Here is a 20,786-nt window from a genome sequence, read left to right as displayed (position 1 = left end):
GGTCACGGCGGGGCGCTCGTCCCTGGACGCGTATGACTGTTCCTCGCTCCTCGCACGCGGTGATGTCCGTGGTCGTGGACCCCGGACCCGTCCCGCACGACAGCCCGTGGGACCTCGAGTTGCGCGGGCCGCTCGACGCTGCCGCGCTGGCGGGCGTCCTGGGCGAACTCGCCGACGGCGACCCGGACCGGGCCGACCGGCAGCACCGGCTGCTGCGGCACGGCCCCGACCACCACACGCTCCGGTTCACCCCGGGGGAGGACGCGACCGCCGCCTTCGTGGTGGGCCGCCTCGCCGACCTGCTCACCGAGCGGTCCGCCGCCGACCATCCCCTCACGCCCGCCCAGTGCGCCGCGCTCGCTTCGGGGGGCGGCCCCCGTTACGAGGCGGTGTACCTCGAACCGGCCACCCCGCTGGACGCGGACACGGCGCGCGAGGCCCTGCGCACCGTCCTGACGGCCCACCCGCAACTGGGCTTCCGCCTCGACAGCAGGGGCGGGCGGCTGAGCGGACAGGGTGCGGCAGCGGTGGTGACAGGGGAGAGCACTGCCTCAGCTGCTTCGGCCACTGAGGCTGCTTCGGCTGCTTCGGCTGCTTCGGCTGCTTCGGCTGCTTCGGCTACTGAGGCTGCTGCGGCTGCTTCGGCTGCTTCGGCTACTGAGGCTGCTGCGGCTGCTTCGGTCGGGCAAGGGCTGCTGGTGGAAGGCGAGTTCGCCGACGAGGCCGGCTTCGCCGCCGCCGTCGAAGCCGTCGGACGCGGCCTCGACGCGTCCGACGGCATCCAGGTGCGGGCCCTGCTCGCGCGGGACCGTCGCCCCGCGGAGGAGCGCGCCGACCGGCTGGTCCTGGTCGCCCACGAACTCGCCGTGGACGCCGCGTCCTGGCGGATCGTCGTCGACGACCTCATCGCAGCCCTCGGCACATCGACGGCGGGAGCTCCGGCACGCTCGCCGCGACGCGCGCCGGGCGGGCTGGCCGACTGGGTCACCGAACTGCGGGAACTGGCCCGCGACCCCGCCGAGATGCGCCACTGGTCGACCGTCGCCGAACGCAGGGCCCGGGGCACCGAGGCCCGCACCTCGGCCCACGTGCTCCGCTCCATCGACACGGCCGACACGGCCGAGGCCGCCCTGGCGGAGACGCGGGACGCGGCGCCGGCCGGGGTGGTGCCGGAGGCCGCGCTGGTCGGCATGCCCGATGCCGGGTCGGTCGGCGTCGGGCGTACCGGCTTCGTGCTGCCCGAAGGGGCCACCGAGCGGATCACCCAGGGTCTGGCCCAGCGGCTCGCGCTGACCGTCGGACAGGTGCTGACCGGCGTGTTCGCACTGGCCCTGGCCCGCTGGCAGCACGCCGACGACGTCGGCTTCGACGTCCGCAGCGATCCGCGGAACGGTCATCCGGGTCTACGTCGCCATGTCGGCCGCCTCACCGATGTGCACCCCATCCACCTCACCCTGGACCGCGGCCTCACCACCCTGGGACAACTGGCCGCCGTGGCAGGACCCTTGGCGGCAGCCGCCGGGCAGGCACCGGGCGGCGCCGGGTTCGGGGCCTGTCGGGAGTGGAGCCCCGACCCGCTGCTGCGCACCGCGTTGCGTGAACTGGCGCCCGCCCAGGCCTGCCTGACCCTGCACGGCCCGGACGAGCTCCTGCCGCACGCCGCCCACCCGGTGCCCGGCGACCGCACCGACGACAGCAACAACGACAGCAACAACGACAGCAGCAACGACAGCAGCAACGACGGCAACAACGACAGCACCCGCCACCGGCCCCCGCACCGCTTGCAGGCATGCGCCCACATCGCCGACGGCAAGCTGCACATCGGCCTCGACTGGCTGTCCGACCCGGCCGAGGGCATCACCGACACCACCGTGGCCGCCCTCGGCGAGCTGCTGCGCGAGGTGCTGCGAGAGCTGGCCGAGGCCTCCGACGCCCCGATCCCGTCCGTCTTCCGCGCCACCCCCCAACAGGTGGAGCTGTACCTGGGAGGCGACGGACAGCCCGGCACCGGCCGCCATGTCGAGCAGGTCGTCTGGGTCTGGCACGGCCCGCTGGACCTGGAGCGCTTCACGGCGGCCTGGCAGTCCGTCTTCGACTGCGAAACCGTGCTGCGCACCGCGTTCACCGGCGGCCCCGAGCCACAGCTCATGGTCCACAGCCGGGTCGCTCCCGAGATCACCCGCCGCGTCCACCGCGGCGACGACTGGTCCCCGCTGCTGGAACACGACCGGCTGCGCGGCTTCGACCTGCGCTGCCCCGGAGCACTGCGCCTCACCCTGCTGGAGACGGACGGGAGCCACCGGCCCAGCACCCCCGCCTCCCCCATCCGGATCGTGCTCACCTACCACCGGGCGCTGCTCGACAACTGGAGCGCGCACATCCTGCTGCGCGAGTTCTACCGCGCCTACCTCGCGGGCGGCAGCCTGTCCGGCGGCGAACGCCGCCCCGACCTGCGGGACTACGCCGCCTGGATCGCGGCCCAGGACCTGGAGACCTCCCGGGCCTTCTGGGAGCGCGCCGCACCCCCCGACACCGCCGCCTCCAGGCCGGGCCGCTCCGCCCGTGGCACCGCGGCACTGACCGGCGTGGGCCGGGCCCGGCTCCGGCTCACCCCTGCAGAAACCATCCGCCTGGCACTGTGGGCGGGCCGCTGGGGCATCGCCGAGAGCACGGTCCTCCAGGCCGTCTGGGCGATGCTCATCTACCGCGCCTCCAACGCCACCGGCCCCGCCCCCGTCTGCTTCGCCGTGACCGCCCCCGGACGCGGCATCCCGCTCGACGGCGCCGCCCGGATGCTGGGCCCGCTGCGCAACGCCCTGCCCATGTCCGTCGACGTGGACCCGGCCGGCACCGTACCGAACCTGCTGCGCCAACTGCGGGACCGCGCCCTGGACATGGCCGCCTACGAATGGGTTCCCGTCGGCTGGTTCCGGGCCCACGAACAGGAGGAGCCCGGAGTCGGCCACGCCGACACCGTCATCGTCTTCGAGGATCTGCCGCACCCGGTGAAGGGCCTGGAGGCCGAACTCGCCGCGCACGGCATCAAGGCCGAGTTCCCGGGCACCGTACCCGCCCGCTCCGTCCTGCCCATCGGGCTGCTCGCCCACCACGACAGCGCGGGCCGCCTCGTCCTCACCCGCGTCCACGACCGCGACGTACTCGACGAGGAGGCGGCGGCCGAACTGCTGGTGCAGAGCGCCACACTGTTGCGCGAACTCCCGTCCAGGACAGGGGAGACCACGACCATCGCGGAGATCCTGAGCCTGCTGGAGGGCAGGACCGTACCCCGCATGACCGAGCCCCCCGAACCCGGCCGCGGCGCCCCGCTGGTCTCCCTGCGCGCGGCACGGCGCGAGTCGGCGGGCACGATCTGCCTGGTGCCGCCGCCGGGCACCACGGCGACCTGCTACGACCTGCTGTCCCGCGCCTATACGGGCTCCGACGAACTGCTGGTGCTCACCACCGACGCCGACGGCGCCCGATCCGCCCTGGCCGCCCACGGAACCGGCCGCCACCTGCTGCTGGGCGGCTTCTCCGGAGCCGGCGCCCTCGCCTGCGACATCGCCCGGCGCATCGCGGCCGACGGCGGCCCGCGAGCGAAGGTCGTGGTCGCCGGCGTCTCCGCGGACGACCAGGAACGCGCCCGCGAACTCGCCCGAGCCCTCAAGAACGCGGGAATGCAGAACGCCGGCACGAACCCGTAGCCGGCGGGGGCGTTCCACCCTTGTTCCGCCGCACTTCAAGCGCTCCTCGTTCGACGTCGTCCATCGTGGCCGTGACACGGGTCACTTCGCCCGGTCTGTGACGCCGTCCGTGCTTGGACCGCAATCAACTGGAGTGTCATGTCCCGTCGTCTGTTCACCTCGGAGTCCGTGACCGAGGGGCATCCCGACAAGATCACGACGACGAGGAGACGTGCATCGCGGAGGTGCGCTACCTCCTGTCCCTGCTCCCGCAGAACAACCGCGAGAACCCGCCGCGCGTGGAGTCCACGGACGCGCCGGGCCGCCGCGGCGACGTCCTGCTCGACCTGGTGCCGGCGGACGGCAACCGGCCGTACGACATGGTCAAGGTCATCGAGGAGATCGTCGACGACGGCGACTACCTGGAGGTCCACGAGCGCTGGGCGCGCAACATCATCTGCGCGCTCGCCCGCCTCGACGGCCAGGTCGTCGGCATCGTCGCCAACCAGCCCCAGACCCTCGCGGGCGTACTGGACATCGAGGCGTCGGAAAAAGCTGCGCGTTTCGTCCAGATGTGTGACGCTTTTAACATCCCGATCGTCACCTTCCTGGACGTCCCCGGGTTCCTCCCGGGTGTCGACCAGGAGCACGGCGGCATCATCCGGCACGGCGCGAAGCTCCTCTACGCCTACTGCAACGCGACCGTGCCGCGGATCTCGCTGATCCTGCGCAAGGCGTACGGCGGGGCCTACATCGTCATGGACAGCCAGTCCATCGGCGCCGACCTCACCTACGCCTGGCCGACGAACGAGATCGCGGTGATGGGCGCCGAAGGTGCCGCCAACGTGATCTTCCGCCGGCAGATCGCCGAGGCGGAGGACCCCGAGGCCATGCGGCAGAAGATGGTCAAGGAGTACAAGTCCGAGCTGATGCACCCGTACTACGCGGCCGAGCGCGGCCTGGTGGACGACGTGATCGACCCCGCGGAGACCCGCGAGGTCCTCATCAAGTCCCTGGCGATGCTGCAGACCAAGCACGCCGACCTGCCCTCGCGCAAGCACGGCAACCCCCCGCAGTAACCCACGGGTACCGCTGCGGAAACCTCTCTCACGGAGACTGTGACCTATGAACTCCCCTGACATCCGCGTCGAGAAGGGCCACGCCGAGCCCGAGGAAGTCGCCGCCATCACGGCCGTCCTCCTGGCCCGCGCCGCCGCCCAGCCCACGGAGACCCCGGCCCACCGCCACCCCAAGGCAGGCTGGCGCCGCCTGGAGCGCGAGGGCGGCTTCCGCGCCCCGCACAGCTGGCACTGAGCCGTACCGGCACGACGCACAGGCCCCGACCGCTTTGTATGGCGGCCGGGGCCTCTGTGTGCCTACCGTGGGGTCGCTGATGACCAGGGAAGGGGGCAACTGGTGGGTTTTCCGGGCGAGTTGGCGGACGAGGTCGAGCTGATCTGCTGAACGATCGGCAGCGGTTCAGCAGGGCCCGCACTTCGATCCGCGTCGGCTCCTCGCACGGGCAGAGCGCGAGCAGCCTGCCAACGCGGCTTCCGCCTCCGCGCGGACACCTGCCTCGTCCAGCGGGTCGGGCCCCTGTGCCAACGCGCTGAACCAGTCCGGGTCGCTGAAGTCCGCCGGCCTGTTCGCCAACGGTAGGCACGCGACGCCGGAGTCGACCTCCGTCCACTCCTCCTGGAGATCGCCGATCTCTCAAGCGACGAGGACAAGTACGGGATGGGTTCCCTCCGCGGCATCCTCCTCAGGGCGGCCCGCCGTGACCCCGTCGGTCTCTGGTGACCGTGCCACGCAAACGGCCCCCGCACCCCCGAAGGGAGGCGCAGGGGCCGTTGATGCGTCGCAGACCTACCGCAGGCGCGCCATCAGCGCATGCTCCACCAGCGTGATCAGGGCCGACTTCGCGTCCGCGCGGTGGCGGGCGTCCGTCGTGATGATCGGGGTGTCGGGGCCGATCTGGAGCGCCTCGCGGACCTCGTCCGGGTTGTACGGCTGGTTGCCGTCGAAGCCGTTGAGGGCGATGACGAAGGGGAGACCCGAGTTCTCGAAGTAGTCGACCGCGGGGAAGCAGTCGGCGAGACGACGGGTGTCCACCAGCACGATCGCGCCGATCGCGCCGCGCACCAGGTCGTCCCACATGAACCAGAAGCGGTCCTGGCCCGGCGTACCGAAGAGGTACAGGATCAGGTCCTGGTCCAGGGTGATACGGCCGAAGTCCATGGCCACCGTGGTGGTGGTCTTGTCCCCGGTGTGGGTGAGGTCGTCGATACCCGCACTCGCGGATGTCATCACGGCCTCAGTGCGCAGCGGGTTGATCTCCGAGACGGCGCCGACGAACGTGGTTTTGCCCACGCCGAAGCCGCCCGCCACCACGATCTTCGCGGAGGTGGTGGAGCGGGAAGGACCGCCGCTAGAGCTTGCGAAGTCCACTGAGCACCCTTTCGAGCAGTGTCACGTCTGGCTGGCCGCCGGCGTTCTCGTCGCCGCCGGGCTGATGGATCGCGACCAGTCCCGCCTCCGCCAAGTCGGCGACGAGGATCCTGGCCACGCCGAGGGGGATCGTGAGCAGGGCCGAGATCTCGGCCACCGACTTGATCTCTCGGCAGAGGTTGCAGATCCGCTGATGCTCGGGCAACTGGCCCTGCATCTGGTGCGGCTGCGCGGTGGTGTGCACCAGCGCCTCGATGGCGAGCTGGTAGCGGGGGCGCGTCCGGCCGCCGGTCATGGCGTACGGGCGCACCAAGGGGTTGTTCGACGCCCCTGCGGGCGCCGGCTCAGGGGCGCGTCGATGCGGCTGCACCGGCTGGATGCGCGGCGCCGGCGGCTGGTCGTACGGCGACGGCCCGGGACCCTGGGGGCTCTGGGGCGCGTACGGCTGCCGCTGGCTGGGTGCGGAGGGGAAGTTGTAACGGTTCGGGTTGTGGGCACCGTCGTTCTGGCCCTGTCCGGGGCCGTACGACCAATTGCCCGACGATGAACCGCCTGGGGGTGTTGCCACTCTCTCTCCTCCTCCGACTGTGCCGGGCACCGCATCTCTGTGGAGCCGCGTCCCGAAACCTTACGACCCCGGGACGCCAAAACGCACCGTCTGTCTGTTAGTTGAGAAGGCTCCCCTGGAGCTCCGCACGCAGATCGGGCGTCAGAACCGTGCCGGCACGGTCCACCAGAAGGGCCATCTCGTACCCAATGAGGCCGATGTCCGCCTCCGGGTGGGCCAGCACCGCGAGGGAGGAACCGTCGGAGATGGACATGATGAAGAGGAATCCCCGCTCCATCTCCACAACCGTCTGGTTCACGCTGCCGCCCTCGAAGATGCGGGAAGCACCCGCGGTCAGCGAGGTCAGTCCGGAGGCGACGGCCGCAAGCTGGTCGGCGCGGTCGCGCGGAAACCCTTCGGACATCGCCAGAAGGAGTCCGTCGGCGGAGACCACCACCGTGTGAGACACCCCGGGGGTGTTGTCCACGAAATTGGTGATCAACCAGTTCAGGTTCTGTGCCGCCTGGCTCATCGGGCTCACACTAACGCTCCTGGTTGTAGGTGCTGTCAGGACCACCGTGTTGATTCCTGGTGGCCTGGCCGTTCGTTTCACTTCCTGCGCTGCGACCCCGCTGGACACCCCGGCGCAGGTTGCTCAGCCTGCCCCGGACGTCCTCGGGAGCGCGGGAGACCTGTGGGCCCCCCTGGGGGGTGGATTCGGCGGCTCCCTCGACCAGGTTGGCCTTGGGTACCCGCCGCGGCAGACCGGAGGAGGTGACCCCGCCCGCCTTGGGCTTCCGGAGCGCCGATGCCTGCTGCCAGCGCTCGTCGTTGGCCGAGCGCCAGTCTCCGTTGCCGGTCCCGTTGCCGTTGCTCTCCGCGGGGGAGGGCGCCGACTCGCGGGTCACGGACCGCGCGCCGAACAGGTCGGTCGTGCCGCCCGTGCCGTTCGTACCGTTCGCGCTGCTCGTGCCGTTCGCTCCGCCACCGGTGGATCCGCGGCGGGGAAGGCCGGCGTCGGTCAGCTCGTGGACGGTCGACGGACCCGGTCCCGGACGGTCGAAGCCTACGCGGTCACGCTCACCCGCGTCAGCGGCCTGTGCGGATTCCGCTTCGGGAGCGTACTGGTCCTGGTAACCGTTCTGGTAGCCGTCCTGCTGCGGCCAGTCGTCCTGGTAACGCCGCTCCTCGAAGGCCGGGAAGGACTCGGGGACGGAGGCCTGGGCGGCCGCGGGCTCCTCCTGGACCGGCTCCGCATACGCGGGGTCGGGGTAGCCGCCGCCGTTCGACGAGAAGGTGTCGTTCTGCGGCAGGCCGCCGTTCGGCGCGTAGTACTGCTCGTCGTACGACGGCTGCCGGGGCTCCTCGTACGGTGCCTGCTGCGGCTCGGCGTACGCCGACTGCTGCCGGCCCTCGTAGGAGGCGGGCTCCTGGTAGCCGCCGCCCTGGCCGTTGTCGTACGCGGCCGGCCGGGCGTCGAACTCGTCGCCGTACGACGGGACCGTGGGCGCCTCCTGCCCGGGCTGCGGGGTGTGCGCCTGGGCCTCCAGGGCCGCGCGGCGCTCCTCGCGCATCAGGGAGCGGCCCACCGGGTCCAGCTCACGGATGTCGTCGGGGACCTCGGTGCTGTAGCGGCTGTCGTCGAAACCGAGCTCGGCGGCCGTCCGCATGGGCAGACCGTTGTTGAAGTCCTCGCCCTGGTACTGCTGCTGCTCCGGGATGATCTGCGAGACGGTGAACTCGTCCGCCGGCGCCTGCTGCTCGCCACCGCCACCGTGGGTGATCGCGTCCGGCAGCATGACCAGCGAGGTGGTGCCGGCCTGCTCGCCGGAGGGGCGGAGCTGGACACGGATGCCGTGCCGGTCGGACAGCCGGCCGACCACGAACAGACCCATGCGCTGCGAGATCGCGGCGTCCACGGTCGGCGGGTTGGCCAGCTTGTGGTTGATGTCCGCGAAGTCCTCGGCGGTGAGGCCGATGCCCTTGTCGTGGATCTCGATCATCACGCGGCCGTCGGGGAGACGGGTCGCGGTGACGCGGACCTTGGTCTGCGGGGAGGAGAACGTGGTGGCGTTCTCCAGGAGCTCGGCCAGCAGGTGCACGAGGTCGGTCACGGCGCGGCCGTGGATCTCGGCCTCGGGGACGCCGGAGAGCTCGACGCGCTCGTACTGCTCCACCTCGGAGGAGGCGGCGCGCAGCACGTCGACCAGCGGGACCGGCTGGTCCCAGCGGCGGCCGGGCTCCTCGCCCGCGAGGACCAGGAGGTTCTCGCCGTTGCGGCGCATACGGGTCGCGAGGTGGTCCAGACGGAAGAGGTTCTCCAGCTGGTCCGGGTCGGCCTCGTTGTTCTCCAGGTCGGTGATCAGGGTCAGCTGGCCCTCGATCAGCGACTGGTTGCGGCGCGAGAGGTTGGTGAAGATCGCGTTGATGTTGCCCCGCAGCAGGGCCTGCTCGGCGGCGAGCCGGACGGCCTCGCGGTGGACCTGGTCGAAGGCGCGGGCGACCTCGCCGATCTCGTCGGTGGAGGTGATCGGGATCGGCGCGACCCGGGTGTCGACGCGGCCGGGGTCGGTGCGCGAGAGCTGGTCGACCAGCATCGGCAGCCGCTGCTCGGCGATGCCGAAGGCGGCGTTGCGCAGCTGGCGCATCGAGCGGGACATCTGGCGGGCCACCATGCCGGCCAGGATGAACGCGGCGAGCAGGGCGACGACCACGGCGGCACCGGTGATGAAGGCGTCACGCTTGGCCTCGTCGGCGATGCCCGCGGCCTCGTCCACCGCGGTGTTGGCCATGTCGGACTCGATGGTCCGGTAGACCTTGTACTTGAGGCTGTTGACCGCCCACCAGTTGTCGGCGGTGATGCCCTGGCCGGCGAGCAGCTGGCGCGCGGCGCCGTCCGTGGTGTTCAGCTGGCCGAGGGCCCTGACCATGTCGGTCGGGTCGGACGGCGGCGCCACGTAGTCCGGGTCCTTCTGCTTGGCCTGCCCGGCCATGGTCTTGCCGTCGGCCGTGGCCTGCGCCTGGAGCGTCTTCAGCTTCGCGGCGTCGGCCTCGGTGCCACCGCCGATGTACTCCTCGATGGCGATGCCCTCGAGGTAGGCGTACGAGGTGAGCGCGGTGCGCTGGGCGGCCAGGTCGGTGTCCTTGGGGCCCGGCTCCACCAGCATGTGCGTACCGATGGAGCGCTCCAGCGACAGCGCCGCCTTGGTGAGCGAGATCGCGTAGACGGTACGGCCGTAGCTGGTGATGTTTCCGGTGCCGAGACCGAGTTCGTTGGCGAACTCCATGAGGGGGTGTGCGACCGCGACGTAGCCCTCTTCGGTCTGCACGCCGCCGAGCTGCTTGGTGTAGGCCTTGGCCCGCAGTCCCTGGAGTCCTGCCTCGCCTTCCCGGAACAGCTCCAGGCGGCGCTTGAGGCCGGCCTTCTGCGGCATGTTCTGGGCGGCCTCGTCGAAGGCGTCGGCCGCGTCGTCGGTGGCCTTGCGGGCGGCGACGACCGTCTTGTAGCTCTGGCCCTTGCCCTCCAGGAGGGGGGCCGCGGTGCTGTCGCGCTCGTTGTAGAGGGCGTCGCCGTAGGTCAGCGCGGCTTGGACCAGGCGCGCGGTCTTCTCGGCGTCCTCGGCCTCCTGCCAGGTGTCGATCGAGCTCTTCACCTGGAAGCCGCCCATGACGAGGCCGACCACCACGGGTATGAGCAGGATCGCGTTCAGCCTGGTGGGCACCCGCCAGTTGCGGGGAGACAGCCGGCCACCGCTCGGCGCCGGAGCAGCCGTTGGTTCGGGTCCGGGCACAGGGGCGGGCGCCGCTCCGCGCGGCGGCGGGGTGAAGTTGCCCCGGGCCGACGGCTCGGGACCGTTCTTGCTTCGCCTCACTCGACCAACAACCTCTCGGAGGGGTCGGCACCTACGTTGTGCCGCAGTCTCTCAGAGCCCAGTACGCCATCGACTGATGAGTACGTCTTTGACTATTGGGCAGTTCAGGCATTCCAGCACGTGGTCCGGTACTCGTCCAAACATGGGACGGCGGGGATTCCGAGTGATGTAAGCCCCAGATAAAACGGTCATAAAGAGCGAGCCCCGTCAAAAGACGGGGCCTTTGTGCGCGCAGCGACACCGGTTGACCGCGACGCGTGGCCGTACCACCCGATTCCTCTGCCGAAACGTTATGAACACCGGGGCCGACCGTGTCAAAGGACACAGCCGGCTCCGGTGCATCTACGACAACTGCCGTATGGCGCTGTCGATTTGAGTGCTACCGCAGACGTGCCATGAGGGCGTGCTCGACCAGTGTGATCAGGGCACTCTTCGCATCCGAGCGGTGCCGGGCGTCCGTCGTGATGATCGGGGTGTCCGGACCGATCTGGAGCGCCTCGCGCACCTCCTCGGGCGCGTAGGGCTGGTGTCCGTCGAAGCCGTTGAGGGCCACGACGAACGGCAGACCGCTGTTCTCGAAGTAGTCGACCGCGGGGAAGCAGTCGGCCAGCCGACGGGTGTCCACCAGGACCACCGCGCCGATCGCGCCGCGCACCAGGTCGTCCCACATGAACCAGAAGCGGTCCTGGCCCGGCGTACCGAAGAGGTACAGGATCAGGTCCTGGTCCAGGGTGATACGGCCGAAGTCCATGGCCACCGTGGTGGTGGTCTTGTCCCCGGTGTGGGTGAGGTCGTCGATGCCCGCACTCGCGGACGTCATCACGGCCTCGGTGCGCAGCGGGTTGATCTCGGAGACGGCGCCCACGAACGTGGTCTTGCCGACGCCGAAGCCGCCGGCCACCACGATCTTCGCGGAGGTGGTCGCCCGGCCTCCGTCAGAGCTTGCGAAGTCCACTGAGCACCCTTTCGAGCAGTGTCACGTCCGGAGCGCCGGTGCTCTCGTCGCCGCCCGGCTGGTGAATGGCGACGAGACCTGCCTCGGCGAGGTCCGCGACGAGGATGCGGGCCACGCCGAGCGGCATGGCCAGGAGCGCCGAGACCTCGGCCACCGACTTGACCTCGCGGCACAGGTGGCAGATGCGCTGGTGTTCCGGGAGCAGCCCCATGAGCGCTGCCGGGTCGGCCGTGGTGCTGATCAGGGCCTCTATGGCCAGCTGGTAGCGCGGCCGGGTCCGGCCACCGGTCATCGCGTACGGACGTACCAGCGGCTGGTCGCCCTCATCCTCGTACGGCTCCGCGTACGGATCATGAGAGGCGGTGGGCGGGGTCATTGATCCTCCGGGCGGGACAGCAAACTTCCGGTCAGTCGTGCCGTCTTGGTGAGGCCGGTGGGGGGATTGTGTCGGCCGACGGTGATTTCGTGAGGCGGGTGGATCGGGGGTGGTTCAGTGAAGCAGACTGCCCTGTAGTTCCGCGCGGAGATCGGGCGTGAGCACCGCTCCCGCGCGGTCGACGAGCAGAGCCATCTCGTAGCCGACCAGGCCGATGTCGCACTCCGGGTGCGCGAGCACGGCCAGCGACGAACCGTCGGAGATGGACATCAGGAACAGGAAACCCCGTTCCATCTCGACGACCGTCTGTGCCACGTTGCCGCCCTCGAAGATCCGGGAGGCCCCGGCCGTGAGCGAGGTCAGACCCGACGCGACGGCCGCCAGCTGGTCGGCACGGTCGCGCGGGAAGCCCTCGGACATCGCCAGCAGAAGACCGTCGGCGGACACTACGACGGTGTGGGACACCCCGGGGGTGTTGTCCACGAAGTTGGTGATCAACCAGTTGAGGTTCTGTGCCGCCTGGCTCATCGGGCTCAACTAACGCTCCTGCTGGTGAGTGGGGTTCGGGAAGCTGCCCGTCTGGCCGTTACCGCCGACCTGACGACCCTGTGCGATACCCCGACGGAGATTGGTCAGACGGCCGCGTACGTCATCAGGCGCACGGGAGACCGCCGGACCGGCTTGGTGCTGTTGCTGCTGAGCCGTGCCCGGGACGAGGTTCGCCCGGGGCACCCGGCGCGGCAGACCGGAGGTGGTGACACCGCCCGCGGCGGGCTGCCGGACGCGCTCGGCCTGCCGGACGAGGTCGTCGTTCGGCGAGCTGCGCCAGGCCGCCGACCCGGGGCGCTGCGGGGCAGCCGGAGCCTGCGGCTGCTGAGGAGCCTGGGCCTGCGGGGCGGCCGGGGCCGCACCGTTGCCGTTCGCCTGCTGACCCTGGCCCTGGTCCTGCGCACCGTGGAACCAGTTGGTCTCCAGGGTGTCGTAGAGCGGCGTACGTCCGTCGCCGGAGCCGGTCGCCGGGGGCAGCGCCTCGGGCTCCTGGCGTACCGGCCGCTGCGCCTGCGGACGCTGCGGGGCCGGGGGCCGCGGGGCGCCGAAGTCGGCGGGACCGCGTCCGGCGTCCTGCTGCGGCCGCTCGAACTGGCCGGTCTGCTGCGGGTTCACCGGTCCGCCGGGGGACTGGCGGCCCGGCAGCGCGTGCTGGCCGGTGGAGCTGCTGTCCTGGCCCGGCACCGGGAACTGGCCGGTGGAGCCGTTGTCGTAGCTCTGCGGGACCGGGAACTGGCCGGTGGAGCCGTTGTCGTAGCCCTGCGGGACCGGGAACTGGCCGGTCGCGGACGGGCCGGTCGCGGCCGGGGTGCCGAAGATGTCCGAGCGGACGAAGGAACCGGTGCCGTCCTGCGGGGCGTTGCCGCCCGGCTGGGCGAACTGCCCCGTGCCCTGCGGCCCGCCGAAGTCGGACGGGGCGAACTGGCCGGAGTCCTGCGAGGTCCCGGGCCTGGCGTACTGGCCGGAGTCCTGCGCACCGGGGGCCATGTTCGGCCGCGGGAACTGACCGGTCTGCTGCGGGCCGCCGACACCGGGCATCGGGGCGTCGAAGTCCGGGCGCGGGAACTCGGACGTGGAGCCCGGGCCCTGCCGGTCGTCGATCCGCGGCATGCGCGAGGTCTGCGAGGGGTCCTGCTCGTCATGGCCGCGCGGGGTGTCGAGCGAGGCGTGCGAGATCTGCGGCTGGGCGTTCTCGTCGCTCCAACTGGGCCGCGACTGCTGAGCGTTGCCGCCCGGCAGCTCGGCCCGCGGACCGTTGCGGCCCGGCAGCTGACGGCCCCGACGGCCGCCCCGCTCGCCCGAGCCCGCCGACGGAGCGGACTGCTGCGGCGGCCGACCGCCACCGAACGCGTCCTGCATGCCACCGGTACCGGCCGCCTGGAGACCCTGCGGGGCACCCGGAGCCTGACCGCCGAAGCCCGCACCCGCACCGGCCGGAGCGGGCCGGCCCTGCGGCGGAGCCGACGGGGACTGCGGCCCGCGCGCGCCACCCGGCGCGCCCGGACGGCCGCCGTTGCCGGTACCCGGCAGCGCGGCCCGCGGTCCCTGACCGGCGCCGATCCGGCCACCGGCCGGAGCACCGCCACCGAGGGCACCGCCACCGGGCGCACCGGCGCCCAGCGAACCGCCACCGGGCCGGCCGGAGCCGCTACGGGCCGCGGCCACACCGGCGGCCGCCTGCGCGGCGGACGGCGCGCCGCCGCCCGCACCCTGACCGGGCTTGGGCTGCGGCTTCTTGCCGCCCTGGGCGACGTCGACGGGCAGCATGACCAGCGCGGTCGTACCACCGGAGTCGGACGGCCGGAGCTGGATGCGGATGCCGTGGCGCTGCGACAGCCGGCCGACCACGAACAGACCCATGCGGCGGGAGACCGAGACGTCCACGGTGGGCGGCGAGGCGAGCCGCTCGTTGATCGCGGCGAGGTCCTCGGGGGAGAGGCCGATGCCGGTGTCGTGGATCTCGATCAGGACGCGGCCGTCGGGCAGCGCGTGACCGGTGACCTTGACCTTGGTCTGCGGCGAGGAGAAGGAGGTGGCGTTCTCGAGCAGCTCGGCGAGGAGGTGCACGAGGTCGTTGACGACCCGGCCGGCGACCTCGGTCGTCGGCACGGCGGCCAGCTCGATGCGCTCGTACTGCTCCACCTCGGAGGCGGCGGCGCGGAGCACGTCGACCAGCGGGACCGGCCGGGTCCAGCGACGGCCGGGCTCCTCACCGGCGAGGACGAGGAGGTTCTCACCGTTACGGCGCATACGCGTCGCGAGGTGGTCGAGCTTGAACAGCGAGGACAGCTGGTCCGGGTCGGCCTCGCGGGACTCCAGCTCGGAGATGAGCGAGAGCTGGCGCTGGATAAGACCCTGGGAACGGCGCGAGAGGTTGGTGAACATCGCGTTGACGTTGCCCCGCAGCAGGGCCTGCTCGGCGGCGAGGCGGACCGCCTCGCGGTGCACGTCGTCGAAGGCCGCGGCCACCTTGCCGATCTCGTCGCGCGAGTGCACACCGACCGACTCCACGGACGTGTCGACGTCCTGCGGGTCGGACTCGGACAGCTGCTTGACCAGCTCGGGCAGACGGTCGGTGGCGACCTTGGTCGCGGTCTCCTCCAGCCGCCGCAGCGAGCGGATCATGGACCGGGCCACGACGAACGCGCCGACGAGCGAGATACCGAGGACGAGCAGGATCAGCGCACCGGAGATGATCGCTTCGCTCTGCGACTCGTTGCGCAGCTCGCGGGCCTTCTGCTCCATCTGTTCGAGCAGGGTGCTCTCGATCTTGCCCATCTGGTCGATCTTGGTCGAGCTGTCGTCCAGCCAGTCCTTGTACGACCGCTTGTCCAGGTTCTCCAGACCGTTCGGCGAGTCCAGGGCACGGCTGGCGTAGGTGTCGGAGGCCTGGATGGTGGTGTTGTTGTCGCTGATGGGCTCCAGAAGCTCGACGGCGCTGGCCTTGCCGTAGATGGACTGGAAGCTCTTGAGCTCGGATTCCTCGCTCTTCAGGGCCGACTGGGCGTACAGCCGGTCGTTCTCCGAGAGGTCACCGAAGGTCGTCTTGTTCGCGGGCAGGGCCGCGGCGAGGACGGCGCGCTGGATGGAGGCGTACTCCTTGGCGGCGGAGAAGGCCGCCAGGGAACGCGTCCGCTGGATCATGTCGGGGTTGCTGGTGGCCTGCGCCATGTCCTGCGAGAGGTCCAGCAGCTGCGTGATGAGCCGGTGGTAGGCCTCCACCGTCTGGGTGGAGTTGTCCTGGGTCTCGTAGGCGCTGTTACGGACCTGCGCGACCGAGCGCAGGCTGGCCACGAGGAGCACCACGTTGTCGCGGATGCCCTGGAGGCTGCCGCTCTCGTCGCCGATCTCCTCCGAGGAGTCGACGAAGTCCGTGATGGCGCGGTCGGTCTTGTCCCGCAGTCCCTTGATCGTGTAGTCGCTCGCGCTGGAGCCGTGCGCCAGCGGGCCGGCCGACTGGTCACGCTCGTTCTGCAGCGCCTCGGCCAGGGCCGTGGCCTGCTTGGTCATGTCCGTGAGCAGCTTCATGTTCTCGAGCTGCTGGATGTCGTCCACGTTGTCGCTGATGCGCAGGGCGCCCAGCGAGGTGGCCGCGACCACGGGTAGCGCGAGCAGCGAGACCAGACGCGTGGAGATACGCCAGTTGCGCAGCGCTATTCGCGAGCCGGGACCGCTAGGGCCCTTCGGCGTCCTGGTCTTCGGGGCGGCGGGGTTCCCGGCCCCGGAGGCCGACGCGCCGGGGCGCGGCCCTCCGTCGCCGGATGCCGCCGTGCCCGGGTTCTGGGCGTGCTGGGGCGAGGAGCTGCCATTGCTGGGGGCAGTCGTCCCGCCGTGCGGCTCCGGCTCCGCCGAAGCACTGCCATCCCTCTTGAAACGTCCCTGCACTAGCGTCGCAACCTCTGGACCAGGCGCCCTCCGGGTGAACGGAAGGACACGGTGTCGGCGTACTGAGGGGCGCCCTGAATTACGCCCCCCGATGGTCGTGAGTGACCGGCGCTGGCTCCCCCTTCTCGCCGCCACTCGGCGCTCGTCGCGCCCCCTGTGCGCCGGCTCGTTCCTGCGGCGGTCCGTGAGATTCCAGCACAGTGCAGGATCTCCAACAAGGGCCGTGGGTCAGGCCGTGACCTACGTGACACCATGTGAGGGGTGCGTCACCGGTCGTAGAAAGTGATCCGGGCGATAACGGACGTATGCCCACGTAACGTTGGTGCGGGGCGGGTGTCCCAGTCGCCATGATCAGGAGCGGAATGATGGCTTCAGGGGGTCAATGTCCGTTTCGTAGGGGTGAGGCGCGGGCCGGAATTGACCGCTTTGCCCCTCCGGCCGTGAGCAAACTCACATGCGGATCAAGGGGTCTTCGGCTGATCGGAGGGGAATTGCATGTTTAGCCTGACGCTTTACATGACGTAACACTTTGACAACCTGCGTCTGCGCGAGGGTCCTTCGGGGCCCCGCCTGCGCCCGAGGACGACAAGGTCCACTACAACCGTGAAGACGACGATGATGTTCCGCAACATTGCCAACCCGCGGCGCACGACGCTGGCGCATCTCGAGGACGCCGACGACCTGCAGACCCCGGAGCTCCCGGAGCACTCCGTCGACCTCCCGGCCCAGACGGCCAACCCGCGGCGCACGGTCCTGATGGAGATCCCGGCCGCAGCCGTCGCCGAGTAGATCACAGCCGCACCACCACCAGGGCGCCCACGCCGAGCCGCGGGGCGCCCTCGGTTATTGCGCGCGGCACCCGCCCCTTGCCGCGTTAGCCTGGAGCGTCAGACTCCAGCCAGCTCAGTTAAGGGGCGCAAGGATCCCGTGCGCATCGCCAGATTCTCCATCGACGGGAACGTCGCCTTCGGCGCGGTCGAGGGTGACAAGCCGGACGAGCTCGTCCTCGACATCATCAAGGGCATCCCGTTCGCGGACTTCGAGCTCTCCGGCACCAAGGTCCCGCTGAGCAAGGTCCGGCTGCTGCCGCCGGTGCTCCCCAACAAGGTCGTGGCGTACGGCCGCAACTACGCCGACCACGCCAAGGAGCTGGGCAACGAGGTCCCGGACGTCCCGTTCGCCTTCTTCAAGCCCTCCACCTCGGTGATCGGCCCGGGCGACGCGATCCAGTACCCCTCCTTCACCGAGGACCTCCACCACGAGGCCGAGCTCGCGGTGGTCATCGGCCGTATGTGCCGCGAGGTCCCGCGCGAGCGAGTCCAGGACGTGATCTTCGGCTTCACCTGCGCGAACGACATCACCGCCCGTGACGTCCAGAAGCGTGAGAAGCAGTGGGCGCGGGCCAAGGGCTTCGACTCCTCCTGCCCGCTCGGGCCCTGGGTGGAGACCGGCCTCGACCTGGCGACGGCGTCCGACCTGACCATCCAGCTCACGGTCAACGGCGAACAACGCCAGCTGGGCCGCACCAGCGAGATGATCCACCCGATCGAGGATCTGATCGTCAACATCTCCGAGGCCATGACGCTGCTCCCCGGCGACGTGATCCTCACGGGCACCCCGGCAGGCGTCGGGCCGCTCACCGTCGGCGACGAGGTCGCCGTCACCATCGAAGGCATCGGCACTCTCACCAACAAGGTTGTCAAGCGTGGCTAGCGCACCCGTCCGCGTACGTTTCTGCCCCTCGCCCACCGGTAACCCCCACGTGGGCCTGGTCCGCACCGCCCTGTTCAACTGGGCGTTCGCCCGGCACCACCAGGGCACCCTGGTCTTCCGCATCGAGGACACCGACGCGGCCCGCGACTCCGAGGAGTCGTACAACCAGCTGCTCGACTCGATGCGCTGGCTGGGCTTCGACTGGGACGAGGGCCCCGAGATCGGCGGCCCGCACGCGCCCTACCGCCAGTCGCAGCGCATGGACCTCTACAAGGACGTCGCCGCCAAGCTCCTGGACGCCGGCCACGCCTACCACTGCTACTGCTCCCAGACGGAGCTGGACGAGCGCCGCGAGGCCGCCCGCGCCGCCGGCAAGCCCTCCGGCTACGACGGCCACTGCCGCGACCTGAGCGCCGAGCAGGTCGAGGCCTACCGCGCCGAGGGCCGCGAGCCGATCGTCCGCTTCCGCATGCCCGACGAGACGATCACCTTCACGGACCTGGTCCGCGGCGAGCTGACGTTCACCCCGGAGAACGTCCCGGACTACGGCATCGTCCGCGCCAACGGCGCCCCGCTGTACACCCTCGTCAACCCGGTCGACGACGCCCTGATGGAGATCACCCACGTCCTGCGCGGCGAGGACCTGCTCTCCTCCACCCCCCGCCAGATCGCCCTGTACAAGGCGCTGATCGAGCTGGGCGTCGCCAAGGGCATCCCGCAGTTCGGCCACCTGCCCTACGTGATGGGCGAGGGCAACAAGAAGCTCTCCAAGCGCGACCCGCAGGCCTCCCTCAACCTCTACCGCGAGCGCGGCTTCCTGCCCGAGGGGCTGCTCAACTACCTGTCCCTGCTGGGCTGGTCGCTCTCGGCGGACAAGGACATCTTCACCACCGACGAGCTGGTCGCGGCCTTCGACATCGCGGACGTGAACCCCAACCCGGCGCGCTTCGACCTGAAGAAGTGCGAGGCGATCAACGCCGACCACATCCGCCTGCTGGACGTGAAGGACTTCACCGAGCGCTGCGCGCCCTGGCTGAAGGCCCCCTTCGCCCCGTGGTCCCCGGAGGACTTCGACGACGCGAAGTGGCAGGCGATCGCCCCGCACGCGCAGACCCGTCTGAAGGTCCTGTCGGAGATCACCGACAACGTCGACTTCCTCTTCCTCCCCGAGCCGGTCTTCGACGAGCCGTCCTGGACGAAGGCGATGAAGGAGGGCAGCGACGCCCTGCTGACGACGGCCCGCGAGAAGCTGGACGCGGCCGACTGGACCTCGGCGGAGTCGCTGAAGGAGGCCGTCCTGGCCGCCGGCGAGGCCCACGGCCTCAAGCTCGGCAAGGCCCAGGCCCCGGTCCGCGTCGCCGTCACCGGCCGCACCGTCGGCCTGCCGCTCTTCGAGTCCCTGGAGATCCTGGGCAAGGAGACGACGCTGGCCCGCATCGACGCGGCGCTGGCGAAGCTGGCGGCGTAATCCCAATCGCCGGACGCGCCCGCGCGGCCCGAGTTACCGTCGGATCATGAGCATTCACGCCGTGATCTGGGATGTGGACGACACTCTCTTCGACTACACCACGGCGGACCGCGAGGGCATGCGCCTGCATCTGACGGCCGAGGGCCTGCTCACCGGGGACGAGACCCCGGAGCAGGCCCTCGTGCGTTGGCGGAACATCACCGACGCCCAGTGGGCGCGTTTCTCGGCCGGCGAGATCTCCTTCGAGGACCAGCGCCGCGACCGTGTACGGGTGTTCCTGGGCGAGCGGCTGACGGACGCCGACGCCGATGCCTGGTTCCGGCGCTACCTGGCCCACTACGAGACCGTCTGGGCCCTCTTCCCGGACGTCCTGCCGGTCCTGGACAGCCTCGCCGCCAGCCACCGGCACGCCGTGCTGTCCAACTCCAGCATCCACGTCCAGGACCACAAGCTGCGCGTCCTCGGCGTGCACGACCGCTTCGAGGCGATCCTGTGCGCTGCGGAACTCGGTGTCTCCAAACCGGAGGCCGCCGCCTTCCTCGCCGCCTGCGACGCCCTCGACCTCGCCCCGCACGAGGTGGCGTACGTCGGGGACCACCCGGAGATCGACGGCCGGGGCGCCGCCGACGCCGGCCTGCTCTCGGTGTGGATCAATCGTGACGGCGCCTACGCCGACGTCGACGCACCCGTCGGCCCGCACCGGATCGCCACCCTCGCCGAACTCCCCGCGCTCCTCGGCGCGGATACCCGTTTTGGAGCCCCGTCCACCTTCGGGTAATGTTCTTCCTGCGCCGAGGGGAGCGGGCCGAAAGGCCGGAACCCCACAGCGTGAAACTAGAACAAGATCCCCCTCGGGGCTTGCGTTCCAGTGGCCTATGGTGTAATTGGCAGCACGACTGATTCTGGTTCAGTTAGTCTTGGTTCGAGTCCAGGTAGGCCAGCTCGCAGAGCTCATCTGCAAAGCCCCCGTTGTGTAGCGGCCTAGCACGCTGCCCTCTCAAGGCAGTAGCGCCGGTTCGAATCCGGTCGGGGGTACAGATCCTTCCCGCGAAGGTGGCTCGGGTAGCTCCCACCACCATCGATGCAGGATCGCTAGGGCCCCCGTTGTGTAGCGGCCTAGCACGCCGCCCTCTCAAGGCGGTAGCGCCGGTTCGAATCCGGTCGGGGGTACTGTCTGGTCTAAACCACATTGGTCTATGGTGTAATTGGCAGCACGACTGATTCTGGTTCAGTTAGTCTTGGTTCGAGTCCAGGTAGACCAGCTCGGACCTGCGGAGACGCAGGCTCCAC

The 20,786-nt window shown here is 70.5% G+C and carries 15 protein-coding genes and 4 tRNA genes; 11 read left to right on the top strand and 8 right to left on the bottom strand.

From position 1 onward, the window contains the following. Positions 1-32 precede the first annotated feature (32 nt). The 3 genes from DI272_RS14500 to DI272_RS14485 all read left to right on the top strand — a co-directional run bounded on the left by DI272_RS14500 (position 33) and on the right by DI272_RS14485 (position 4,997). Complete coding sequence (locus DI272_RS14500) at positions 33-3,704, top strand: condensation domain-containing protein (RefSeq protein ID WP_181387184.1); 3,672 nt, start codon at positions 33-35, stop codon at positions 3,702-3,704. 113 nt (positions 3,705-3,817) lie between these two features. Then, positions 3,818-4,762 (top strand): carboxyl transferase domain-containing protein, encoded by a 945-nt coding sequence (locus tag DI272_RS14490; protein ID WP_309221655.1) that lies wholly within the window; start codon positions 3,818-3,820, stop codon positions 4,760-4,762. 46 nt (positions 4,763-4,808) lie between these two features. After that, complete coding sequence (locus DI272_RS14485) at positions 4,809-4,997, top strand: acyl-CoA carboxylase subunit epsilon (protein ID WP_109495772.1); 189 nt, start codon at positions 4,809-4,811, stop codon at positions 4,995-4,997. Between the two features lie 552 nt (positions 4,998-5,549). On the opposite strand, the gene DI272_RS14480 is transcribed toward DI272_RS14485, so the two are convergent. From DI272_RS14480 to DI272_RS14445, 8 genes are all read right to left on the bottom strand, one after another. Then, complete coding sequence (locus DI272_RS14480; RefSeq protein ID WP_026248371.1) at positions 5,550-6,131, bottom strand: ATP/GTP-binding protein; 582 nt, start codon at positions 6,129-6,131, stop codon at positions 5,550-5,552. Beyond that, positions 6,112-6,699, bottom strand: coding sequence for a DUF742 domain-containing protein (locus DI272_RS14475; protein WP_109495771.1), 588 nt, complete (start codon positions 6,697-6,699; stop codon positions 6,112-6,114). The genes DI272_RS14480 and DI272_RS14475 overlap by 20 nt, the downstream gene beginning before the upstream one ends. 97 nt (positions 6,700-6,796) lie before the next feature. After that, on the bottom strand, positions 6,797-7,210 hold the full coding sequence (locus DI272_RS14470; RefSeq protein WP_004983065.1) for a roadblock/LC7 domain-containing protein: 414 nt from the start codon (positions 7,208-7,210) through the stop codon (positions 6,797-6,799). A gap of 10 nt (positions 7,211-7,220) precedes the next feature. Beyond that, on the bottom strand, positions 7,221-10,550 hold the full coding sequence (locus DI272_RS14465) for a nitrate- and nitrite sensing domain-containing protein (RefSeq protein ID WP_109495770.1): 3,330 nt from the start codon (positions 10,548-10,550) through the stop codon (positions 7,221-7,223). A gap of 379 nt (positions 10,551-10,929) precedes the next feature. Beyond that, entirely contained in the window at positions 10,930-11,505 is a 576-nt protein-coding gene (locus DI272_RS14460) for an ATP/GTP-binding protein (RefSeq protein WP_015657619.1), read from the bottom strand. Next, positions 11,486-11,881, bottom strand: a complete 396-nt coding sequence (locus DI272_RS14455; protein WP_030611532.1) for a DUF742 domain-containing protein — start codon at positions 11,879-11,881, stop codon at positions 11,486-11,488. Before DI272_RS14455 ends, DI272_RS14460 begins: the two co-directional genes overlap by 20 nt. 114 nt (positions 11,882-11,995) lie before the next feature. Then, positions 11,996-12,409, bottom strand: coding sequence for a roadblock/LC7 domain-containing protein (locus DI272_RS14450; protein ID WP_030382516.1), 414 nt, complete (start codon positions 12,407-12,409; stop codon positions 11,996-11,998). A 9-nt stretch (positions 12,410-12,418) separates the two neighbouring features. Continuing rightward, a complete protein-coding gene (locus tag DI272_RS14445) occupies positions 12,419-16,315 on the bottom strand; it encodes a nitrate- and nitrite sensing domain-containing protein (RefSeq protein ID WP_109495769.1) in 3,897 nt (1,298 codons plus the stop codon). Between the two features lie 603 nt (positions 16,316-16,918). On the opposite strand from DI272_RS14445, the gene DI272_RS14440 reads away from it, so the two are divergent. From DI272_RS14440 to DI272_RS14405, 8 genes are all read left to right on the top strand, one after another. Next, positions 16,919-17,104 (top strand): hypothetical protein, encoded by a 186-nt coding sequence (locus DI272_RS14440; RefSeq protein ID WP_109495768.1) that lies wholly within the window; start codon positions 16,919-16,921, stop codon positions 17,102-17,104. 138 nt (positions 17,105-17,242) lie between these two features. After that, the gene (locus tag DI272_RS14435; protein ID WP_109495767.1) at positions 17,243-18,028 is read left to right on the top strand and encodes a fumarylacetoacetate hydrolase family protein; all 786 of its coding nucleotides are present in this window, start codon (positions 17,243-17,245) and stop codon (positions 18,026-18,028) included. After that, positions 18,012-19,496, top strand: coding sequence for a glutamate--tRNA ligase (gene gltX / locus DI272_RS14430; protein WP_109495766.1), 1,485 nt, complete (start codon positions 18,012-18,014; stop codon positions 19,494-19,496). The genes DI272_RS14435 and gltX overlap by 17 nt, the downstream gene beginning before the upstream one ends. Positions 19,497-19,542: 46 nt before the next feature. Further along, entirely contained in the window at positions 19,543-20,274 is a 732-nt protein-coding gene (locus tag DI272_RS14425; RefSeq protein WP_109495765.1) for an HAD family hydrolase, read from the top strand. A gap of 91 nt (positions 20,275-20,365) precedes the next feature. Beyond that, positions 20,366-20,437: transfer RNA gene (locus DI272_RS14420), tRNA-Gln, on the top strand. A 21-nt stretch (positions 20,438-20,458) separates the two neighbouring features. Beyond that, positions 20,459-20,531, top strand: a tRNA-Glu gene (locus DI272_RS14415). A 62-nt stretch (positions 20,532-20,593) separates the two neighbouring features. Further along, positions 20,594-20,666 (top strand) — tRNA-Glu (locus DI272_RS14410). A 20-nt stretch (positions 20,667-20,686) separates the two neighbouring features. Further along, positions 20,687-20,758 (top strand) — tRNA-Gln (locus DI272_RS14405). Positions 20,759-20,786 lie beyond the last annotated feature (28 nt).

Source organism: Streptomyces sp. Act143 (assembly GCF_003143935.1).
Classification (GTDB): domain Bacteria; phylum Actinomycetota; class Actinomycetes; order Streptomycetales; family Streptomycetaceae; genus Streptomyces.
Note: the sequence above shows the minus strand (reverse complement) of the source record. Positions and strands in the feature narration are given on the sequence as shown.